The sequence below is a fragment of the Testudinibacter crocodili genome (genome assembly GCF_006228025.1).
In the GTDB taxonomy this organism is placed as follows: Bacteria; Pseudomonadota; Gammaproteobacteria; order Enterobacterales; family Pasteurellaceae; genus Chelonobacter.
In genome coordinates, this window is sequence record NZ_VDHF01000079.1 from 1 (window position 1) to 8,581 (window position 8,581).

Below are 8,581 nucleotides of genomic sequence, written 5' to 3' on the forward strand. Positions count from 1 at the left end.
AGAATGAGTTTTATATAAATCTGTATCATTGGTATCTTAAACATAAAACATTCTTAAATGAGCGTTCTGATAAGCCTGATGAAAAAGGTAAATATCCTTATAAGCATCGTGGCGTTCGTAGTGCTTATGCAAGCTTGCTACGGAATATGGATCATTTATTTACCTTTGAAAAATACGCTGAATTAAATATTGAAAAAACGACTAATCGTTTGGAGGGTTTATTTAGTGAACTTAAGAGAAATCTGGCTGCTCATAATGGACTAACTAAACATCATAAGATTATGTTTATTAAAGATTTTTTAAATAAAAAAGGTTGCTAATTATTAATAAATTTAAATATTAGCAACCATTTTGTCTACTAGGCATGGTAGATCTCAAAATTAGCAACCATTTTGTCTACTATGCCAAATTATGGCAACTTTTGGTATAAAACGAGCCCTTGTTATGAATTCAAGGGCCATGTGGTTGTAGAAAGTGCGGTTGTCGTATGAGAGAGGGAGCAGCTTTGATAAAAACCGTTATGCAAACACCCTGTCAGTGGCGATTTTGGTCAAAAATTGGCTTCTATTTTTGTACTCCGGATGTGTTGCCACAAATTGATCAATGCGCTTAATCAATAAACTCGGCAGTGTAACATTAATTTTTTCTGATTTACCCAATAAGTGGGACAAATCAACTTCGACAAATGTCAAAATAAAATCTTGAAAATCAGTATTTTGTTGATGTTGTTCAATCGGTTTCGGCTGTGGAATCTCGTCACCATCTTCTAACATACCTTCAATATGAAAAGTAATCGCTTCTTTTGCATTCATAAACGCTTCTTCCAGCGTATCTCCAGCAGAAAAACAGCCTGGCACATCAGGCACAACCACACCATAAGCATGTTTTTCATCACCAATAGTGATTGCGATTGGATAGAGCATAATTTTCTTCTCCTATTTCAAAGGGCTATAGCCCTGCCTGTTTTAATATTGATTTTGTCGTTTTGATATCTAAATCCTTTTTAGGGTGTGGCACAGTCACCCGTCCTTTTCTTGCTGGGTGTTTAAATTGATGGTGACTGCCCTTAACTGCAACAAGATACCAGCCGTCTTTCTCTATCAATTTTATGATACTTTTGCTGTTCACAGATGATCCTTTTCATTCTGGAGTTATTATAACCCCAATTTTAAAAAAAACAAGTTTTATAGTTGTTTAAAGTGTATACGACGAGTACTATTTGCGACAAAATCGATATTCTGCCGCAAATAAGTGTTTGGTCTCGCTCGATTATAGTGCGAAGTTTAGTTGATAATGGTATTGCCTTTGTGACAGTTGATATTCCCGATGTACACTTGGGGTCCATGAGTCATCACCGCCAACTCCCATATGGAATCCGTCAAGACGAACATAGAGACAAGGATCCGCCACTAAGTCACAAGTGTGACGTGCTTCTGCCAGATTGGCTTGGCTGAAGCGACTGACGGCAAAATTAAACAACCCTGTCACTTTAAGTTCTGCTACCGTTAATTCACGCACATCGCAACGCAAGCCGTTTTCGCTTGGGAAAATGTAGTTGGTGTGCAGCTCAAATTGTGACAAATCATATTGCCCGATATGCGCTGCATCTTTGCGATCCGGATAATTTTCATGCGGTCCGCGCCCAAACCATTTCACCTGACTATCGCTGTTGACCAGCGCCAATTCAACGCCCACGCGCGGCAGCGACGGCAAACCATCGGCGACCTCAACCTGAATAGCCAAATCCAGTTCATCCTGTGCGGTGATACGGTACAACCATTGACTTTTGAGCAGCAGTTGCTCTTGATGATAATAGCCATGCTGCACACAAATTTGCAAACAATCAGACAACGGCTCAACCTTGAACGCCAAACATTTTTCATTCAACGACCACAGACCAGACTGCTGCCAACGGCTGATCCACGCATTCGGATCAGCATGATGCGCTTCGCTGGTACCGATGTCGTTATCCAATGGCGCTCGATAAAAATTATTGCGCAGCGGTTGCGCCAATTGTTCAGCGCCATTTTTCAGCCAGCTGCTGAGCAAACCGCTCTTTTTATCAAACACAATCTGAAAATGCGGCTGCTGCACCGTCAATTGTGCTTCGTCTTCAACAAAGTGCGGCAGCACAGATGATCGTAATGACGGCTCGCTCAGTGCAATCACTTCAGGCAGCACAAACTGTTGTTTTGCCACACTGAAACCGTTTTCTGCCCATGTTTGGGTCTGATTTAACACCACTTCCACATCAATCAAATACAGCGTATCCGGCAGCAGGTGAATATCCAACGGAATCCGGATTTTTTGGCTGCCTTGCGGCGCTAAATTCAGTCCGCTATAGTTAAAGCGAATCGGAAAACCGTTAGCGCTGAGTTTCCAATGCAGGAAACAATCTTTCACGGTTTTGAACAGATATTCGCTGGTTACGGTCAACTCATAGCCCTGCTCCGCCTTTGCCAGTTTGAATTGGAAAAACTGCTGTGCTTTTTTCACTTCATGCATCGCAGGATGCAAAGTGCGGTCTGGGAATAATAACCCATTGATACAAAACTGACGATCATTGATTTGATCGCCAAAATCACCACCATACGCCCAATAGGGATTACCTTCTTGATCGAATTTGGTTAAACCTTGATCGACCCAATCCCAAATAAAACCGCCTTGTAGCCGTGGATATTGGCGGAATGCCTGCCAATATTGCGCAAAATTACCCACACTGTTGCCCATTGCATGCGCATATTCACACAGAATCAGCGGTCGTTGTTCGCCAGGCATCGAAATCGCTTTTTTGATTGCCCATTTGGTGGCTGCTTCGGCAGCGAAAAATTGATCCTGTTCAACACGGGCATACATCGGACAGATAATGTCGCTTGCCGCAGTCATCGAACCACCGCCTTCGTATTGCACCGGTCGGCTCGGATCGCGCTGCTTCAGCCATTGATACATCGCATGGTGATTATTACCGATACCCGATTCATTGCCCAGCGACCAGATGATAATACTAACGTGGTTTTTATCTCGCTCCACCATACGCACAACCCGCTCCAGATAAGCATTCAACCAATTTGATTCATTTGACAAACGCTGCATCGGGAACTGTCCGTGGGTCTCTAAATTGGCTTCGTCTACCACATATAAACCATATTGATCGCACAACTCATACCAAGCGGGATGATTGGGGTAATGCGCACAACGCACCGCATTAAAGTTATTTTGTTTCAGTAAGATAATATCTTGCCGCATATCTTCAAGGGTCAACGCATGCCCACGTTCAGGATGGTGTTCATGCCGATTTACGCCACGAATCAGCAGCGGCTTGCCGTTTAACAGCAGTTGCCCCTGCATAATTTCTACCTTGCGAAAACCGATATCATAGGCTTCGCAGTCGAGCAGCTCGCCGTGGTGATCTAACAGGCTGACAACACAGCGATACAAGTGCGGTATCTCTGCTGACCACGGCTGCACCTGCGGTACGTCGGCGATTTGCTGAATCCGATCCTGATATCCGCCTTTTTCATCAACCGCGGCTTGCTGTACGATTGAATGGGTGATGTCCAGCAGCGATTGATCGCCGTCAAACAGCTGCAACCGCACTTTTGCCAATTCGCTGTTTTGGTTCAAACGGGTTTTGACCACAAGCTGCCCGTTTTGATAAATCGCATCCAAGTCCGCTTGAATTTCGACATCAGCAATATGCAACTGCGGTTTGCTCAGCAAGGTCACATCACGGAAAATGCCACTCAGCCACCACATATCCTGATCTTCCAGATACGAACCATCGCTCCAGCGCAGTACCATCACTGCTAACCGATTCTCGCCCGCTTGTACAAATTCCGTTAAATCAAACTCAGCGGCAACACGGCTGTCTTGCGCATAACCGACCCAACGTCCGTTACACCACAGATGAAACGCACTGTTCACACCGTCAAAATTGAGCCGCACTTGGCGCTGTTGCCACGCCGGCGGCAATACAAACGAAGTGCGGTAGCAGCCGGTCGGATTGGTTTGCGGTACATAAGGCGGATTGTCCAGAAACGGATATTGAATGTTGGTATAAATCGGGTTGTCTGCCACATTTGGTTGCATCTGCCAATTGGACGGCACGGCAATCGTCAGCCAGTTGGTATCGTCAAAGTGCGGTTGGATAAAGGCTTCCGGCACAGCTTCTGGCTTGGCGAATAGTTGAAATTGCCAGCTGCCATTCAGGGATTGCTGATTAGGCGATAGCGTTTTGCTGACCGCACTTTGCACGTCTGGATAAGCACGCAAAGGCGCATGCGCCGCCAGTCGGGATAACGAAGAGGTCACTAATTGATTTTCCCAATCTCTGGCTTTAATAATTTCACTGAATTCCCGCATAACACCACTCTCTGCTTGTTAAAAAAGCAACGAAAAATCGTTGCTTTCAATAAATTAAACTTCTTATATTAAGACATTATCGTTAAGATTCTTTGGACTTTAACAAACCTGAGGAACCTTTAGAGTAATCTTTTGGTTGCGCTTTTTCGTCGTTTTGTAGTTCACTGACCGCACTTGCCACATTTTCATCAAACGTTTCAGCTGTTTTATCTGCCAACAAATCTTGAGCAAAAATCTCTTTTGCTGTGGCTTCGGGTAATAATGCGACCGAACTTTTCGCCAAATGCTGATACAAACGCTGATAGTCTTGCGCCAACGATTTCAGCAGCTCTGCACTTTCGGCAAAATGTTCCTCAATCTTGTTTTTCTGCTGTTCTACCTCTGTTTTCACCTGTTTTAATTCGGATTCAGTTTTTAACTGTTTTTTGACACTGCCACTGGTTATCCTGATGAAAAGATACGCTAAGATAAAGCCAACCACCACCCCAATTGTACCGATCAACCATACATTGTTTGCCACTGCTGCTGTTTCCATGCTCTCCCCCGTTGAAATATGCTAAATTGTATTGAACTGTTCAAGGTAACTGCTTGAAATTATAAATCCTTATCAAGTTAACGCTAAGCACTAAATCATATTTTTTTGACCTAAGCCATTTTTTTAAAACAAATTTAAAAGAAAAATTAGCATTTTGCCACTATTTTCCGTATAATCTTGCGACCCTGTATTACGAACGGTATTTCCCACCGCGTAAATTTAATTGAGTTCTCACTCGAAGGGGTGCAGCAATCAATTTAGAGGTGTGCTTGATGTTGTTATATTAAGCACAGGGTTTAAAAATTTTATTTTGGTAATCATTTAATGAAAACTTTTGTAGCAAAACCGGAAACTGTAAAACGTGACTGGTATGTAGTTGATGCGACCGGCAAAACTTTAGGTCGTTTGGCTACTGAAATCGCAAGCCGCTTGCGTGGTAAACACAAAGCCGAATACACCCCACACGTCGATACCGGTGATTACATCATCGTGATTAACGCTGAGAAAGTTGCCGTAACCGGTAACAAACAAAGTGATAAAATCTACTATTGGCACACAGGTCACATCGGTGGTATCAAACAAGCTACTTTCGCAGAGATGATCGAACGTCGTCCTGAAAGCGTGATTGAAATTGCGGTTAAAGGTATGTTGCCTAAAGGTCCTTTAGGTCGTGCAATGTATCGCAAATTGAAAGTGTATGCCGGTGCTGAACACAGCCACGCTGCGCAACAACCACAAGTTTTAGACATTTAATCACGGGATCAAGATTATGGCAGAGAATCAAAACTACGGCACAGGCCGCCGCAAAAGCTCTTCAGCCCGTGTATTTATCAAACCGGGCAGTGGTAAAATCACTATCAACCAACGTGAATTAGACGTTTATTTCGGTCGCGAAACTTCTCGTATGATCGTACGTCAACCGCTGGAGTTAGTGGAATTAACTGAAAAATTGGATCTGTACGTCACTGTTAAAGGTGGTGGTATTTCCGGTCAAGCAGGTGCGATCCGTCACGGTATCACTCGTGCATTGATGGAATACGATGAAACTTTACGTCCTGCACTGCGTGCAGCCGGCTTCGTCACTCGTGACGCCCGTAAAGTTGAACGTAAGAAAGTCGGCTTGCGTAAAGCACGTCGTCGTCCACAGTTCAGCAAGCGTTAATTTTTACCGCACAGTATTTATACTGCTGGATATACAAGCCGATTGGGAAACCAATCGGCTTTTTTAATCACTATTTTTCTAGCTGGTAGTTCACTTTCACCGGGAAATGATCAGAAGCAACTTTAGTCAAATCATCCAACACAATTTGCGAACTATTGACTTTTAATTTATCGTGATTTTTGCTGACCACATAATCAATAATCCATGGCTCATCTGGGATACTCGCCCCTTCTAACGGACTATCAATCCGCCAGTTATTTTTTATCAAATACGCCATCGTATCCAAATTATGATTATCTTCTTTTCTGATCGAAGCGTTGAAATCGGCTACAAAAATGGTCGGTAACTTAGAATCAAGAGTTTCTTCGATCATTTTTAACGAAGCTAATTGAATCGTGCTACCATTTTCAGTTTTATTTTTGTGGGTTAAATGCGAGGCGACAAATTGGAATGTAATACCATCTTTATCCGTAAAGGTTGCAACACCCGCTGAACGTTGACCATCACCATCGGGATCCGGTAAGCGCACCACTTTATAGTCATTTAAGGTTAATACATCGGATTTATAGATAATAGCATTGCCATATTCACCATTTTCAAACTCGATAGCGGCTGCATTTAAGGTTTTCCAAGGCGTATTTTGCGCATTTTGCAATTGCTGCGCAATATATTTGCCTTGACTGACAAATCCGGTTCTGGCGTTAGCAATATCCACTTCTTGCAAACCGACCAAATCCACGTCTAACTTATTCAATACATTCGCAATACGCTGTAAATCTAAAACCTCATCTTCACCAGCACCGTGGTGTATGTTATAAGAAGCAACATTTAGTGGAGCGGCAAATAACCCGACACTCGACAATAATGCGATAAAACCTGACAAATGGAGTAATTTCATTATCTATTCCTTATAAAAAGTGTATTACTCACAGCTACAGAATTATAGCTGTGAGCATCGATAATAAAATTTATCAAGTTTTTTTTCAATGAAAAAAAATCCTAGCGTTTTTTCTTACAGCCCCCTTGGCGGGCTTTAAAGCGTGGATTTTCTTTGCAGATCACATAAACCACGCCATGGCGACGTACAATTTTACAGCCTTGATGGCGAGTTTTAGCGCTTTTCAATGATGATAATACTTGCATATTAAACTCCTATTTGCTTTTTAAACCGAATTTGGCGAAGCGGTTACTGAAGTCGCTGACGCGCCCTTCTGTACCTAATTGACGGGTTTTTCCCGTATAGTAAGGGTGTGATGCTGAAGAGGTATCGCACATAAACACCGGATATTCCTTACCGTCTTCCCATTTCATGGTGCCATTGGTGCTGGCACAAGAACGGATTAAGAAACCGGTTTTTGCGTTGGAATCATAAAATAAAACAGTACGATAATTGCTGGGATGAATATTTTTTTGCATGGTTTAGCCTCAATATTAGGGTCAGTTGATCTTTATTTAGGAACATTTGAGGCGTAGCATATTACATTATTGATAACAATTATCAATAGCAAAATAGATAAAAACCTTATTTTTTATCCTAAATGAGAATTTAGCGATAAAAAAACAATCTGTAGTGTCAAATTACAGATTGTTTTTAGGTTATTTGTTTGCAGCTGACCGCACTTTAGATCAGCAAAACGCTTTAGCCAAACGGATTACATTGCTTAATATCACCACTTTGTAATCCACGTTGAAACCAAGCTAAACGCTGTGCTGATGTGCCATGGGTGAAGCTGTCAGGCACTGCATAACCTTGTGATTGTTTTTGCAAACGGTCATCGCCGACCGCTTCGGCAGCATTGAAGGCTTCCTCCAAATCGCCTGACTCTAAAATACCGTTTTTATCGGCATAGTGCCCCCAAATACCGGCAAAACAGTCGGCTTGCAATTCTAATTTGACCGATAATTGATTTGCCGCAGCTTGGCTGCCACTGCGTTGCTGCGCTTGCTGTACTTTCGGCAAAATACCCAATAAATTTTGCACATGATGTCCGACTTCATGCGCGATCACATAGGCAAATGCCGTGTCGCCTGAGGCTTTCAGCTTGTTACTCATATCTTTATAAAATGAAAGATCCAGATACACTCGTTGGTCATTCGGGCAATAAAACGGTCCCATTGCTGCCTGTCCGGTGCCGCATGAGGTTTGGGTTGCGTAATTGTAAAGCACCATCGTCGGTGGTGTGTAACGCTGACCGCTCTTGCCGAAATACTGTTCCCAGGCCACTTCAGTATCCGCCAGCACCACGCGCGAAAAGGAATTTAACTGCTGCTCTTCCTGCTCACTCAGTGAGGATTGGTAACTCTGCCCCGAACTGATACTACTGGTATCGACCAAACCAGACAGATCGACGCCAAAATAGGCACCGACTAAAATAATCAGCAAACCGACAATACCACCGCCCTTGCCGCGAAAACCGCCGCCGGATGCGCCCCGTCGATCTTCTACGTTACTGCTCTCTCTACGCCCCTGCCAACGCATATTGTTTCCCCTTAAAATGAATCAAAACTAGGGTCTGTTGATC

10 protein-coding genes and 1 pseudogene are annotated in these 8,581 nt (G+C 43.2%); 3 read left to right on the plus strand and 8 right to left on the minus strand.

The genetic code is table 11. The features are described from left to right. Window positions 1-320 (plus strand): annotated as a pseudogene (locus FHQ23_RS08975) (IS256 family transposase, variant Zn-binding type); the annotation flags it as partial. 198 nt (window positions 321-518) lie between these two features. Here the strand turns inward: FHQ23_RS08975 and FHQ23_RS08980 are convergent. The 4 genes from FHQ23_RS08980 to FHQ23_RS08995 form a co-directional block, all read right to left on the minus strand. Further along, window positions 519-923: a type II toxin-antitoxin system HicB family antitoxin gene (locus FHQ23_RS08980; RefSeq protein WP_139614033.1), complete on the minus strand. Its 405-nt coding sequence runs from the start codon at window positions 921-923 to the stop codon at window positions 519-521. 25 nt (window positions 924-948) lie between these two features. Next, window positions 949-1,128 carry a type II toxin-antitoxin system HicA family toxin gene (locus FHQ23_RS08985; RefSeq protein ID WP_139610871.1) on the minus strand — a complete coding sequence of 60 codons (180 nt, stop codon included), beginning with the start codon at window positions 1,126-1,128 and terminating at the stop codon, window positions 949-951. 141 nt (window positions 1,129-1,269) lie between these two features. Next, window positions 1,270-4,362 (minus strand): beta-galactosidase, encoded by a 3,093-nt coding sequence (locus tag FHQ23_RS08990; protein ID WP_139614034.1) that lies wholly within the window; start codon window positions 4,360-4,362, stop codon window positions 1,270-1,272. Window positions 4,363-4,444: 82 nt separating this feature from the next. Further along, window positions 4,445-4,897 (minus strand): Z-ring associated ZapG family protein, encoded by a 453-nt coding sequence (locus FHQ23_RS08995; protein ID WP_139614035.1) that lies wholly within the window; start codon window positions 4,895-4,897, stop codon window positions 4,445-4,447. Between the two features lie 324 nt (window positions 4,898-5,221). Between FHQ23_RS08995 and rplM the strand changes: the two genes are divergently transcribed. Together rplM and rpsI are read left to right on the plus strand one after the other, a co-directional pair. Next, complete coding sequence (gene rplM / locus FHQ23_RS09000; protein WP_132966809.1) at window positions 5,222-5,650, plus strand: 50S ribosomal protein L13; 429 nt, start codon at window positions 5,222-5,224, stop codon at window positions 5,648-5,650. Between the two features lie 16 nt (window positions 5,651-5,666). Beyond that, complete coding sequence (gene rpsI, locus FHQ23_RS09005) at window positions 5,667-6,059, plus strand: 30S ribosomal protein S9 (RefSeq protein ID WP_139614036.1); 393 nt, start codon at window positions 5,667-5,669, stop codon at window positions 6,057-6,059. A gap of 70 nt (window positions 6,060-6,129) precedes the next feature. On the opposite strand, the gene FHQ23_RS09010 is transcribed toward rpsI, so the two are convergent. The 4 genes from FHQ23_RS09010 to ypfJ form a co-directional block, all read right to left on the minus strand. Next, entirely contained in the window at window positions 6,130-6,957 is an 828-nt protein-coding gene (locus tag FHQ23_RS09010) for an endonuclease/exonuclease/phosphatase family protein (protein ID WP_139614037.1), read from the minus strand. Between the two features lie 101 nt (window positions 6,958-7,058). Then, complete coding sequence (ykgO, locus tag FHQ23_RS09015) at window positions 7,059-7,202, minus strand: type B 50S ribosomal protein L36 (protein ID WP_132966813.1); 144 nt, start codon at window positions 7,200-7,202, stop codon at window positions 7,059-7,061. Window positions 7,203-7,211: 9 nt separating this feature from the next. After that, window positions 7,212-7,475, minus strand: a complete 264-nt coding sequence (locus tag FHQ23_RS09020; RefSeq protein ID WP_139608844.1) for a type B 50S ribosomal protein L31 — start codon at window positions 7,473-7,475, stop codon at window positions 7,212-7,214. 223 nt (window positions 7,476-7,698) lie between these two features. Continuing rightward, the gene (ypfJ, locus tag FHQ23_RS09025) at window positions 7,699-8,538 is read right to left on the minus strand and encodes a KPN_02809 family neutral zinc metallopeptidase (protein ID WP_139610876.1); all 840 of its coding nucleotides are present in this window, start codon (window positions 8,536-8,538) and stop codon (window positions 7,699-7,701) included. Window positions 8,539-8,581: the final 43 nt, after the last annotated feature.

Coding starts and splice junctions, on each gene's coding strand:
- FHQ23_RS08980 (WP_139614033.1), bottom strand. CDS start 923: ATGCTCTATCCAATCGCAATCACTATTGGTGATGAAAAACATGCTTAT.
- FHQ23_RS08990 (WP_139614034.1), bottom strand. CDS start 4,362: ATGCGGGAATTCAGTGAAATTATTAAAGCCAGAGATTGGGAAAATCAA.
- FHQ23_RS08995 (WP_139614035.1), bottom strand. CDS start 4,897: ATGGAAACAGCAGCAGTGGCAAACAATGTATGGTTGATCGGTACAATT.
- rplM (WP_132966809.1), top strand. CDS start 5,222: ATGAAAACTTTTGTAGCAAAACCGGAAACTGTAAAACGTGACTGGTAT.
- rpsI (WP_139614036.1), top strand. CDS start 5,667: ATGGCAGAGAATCAAAACTACGGCACAGGCCGCCGCAAAAGCTCTTCA.
- FHQ23_RS09010 (WP_139614037.1), bottom strand. CDS start 6,957: ATGAAATTACTCCATTTGTCAGGTTTTATCGCATTATTGTCGAGTGTC.
- ykgO (WP_132966813.1), bottom strand. CDS start 7,202: ATGCAAGTATTATCATCATTGAAAAGCGCTAAAACTCGCCATCAAGGC.
- FHQ23_RS09020 (WP_139608844.1), bottom strand. CDS start 7,475: ATGCAAAAAAATATTCATCCCAGCAATTATCGTACTGTTTTATTTTAT.
- ypfJ (WP_139610876.1), bottom strand. CDS start 8,538: ATGCGTTGGCAGGGGCGTAGAGAGAGCAGTAACGTAGAAGATCGACGG.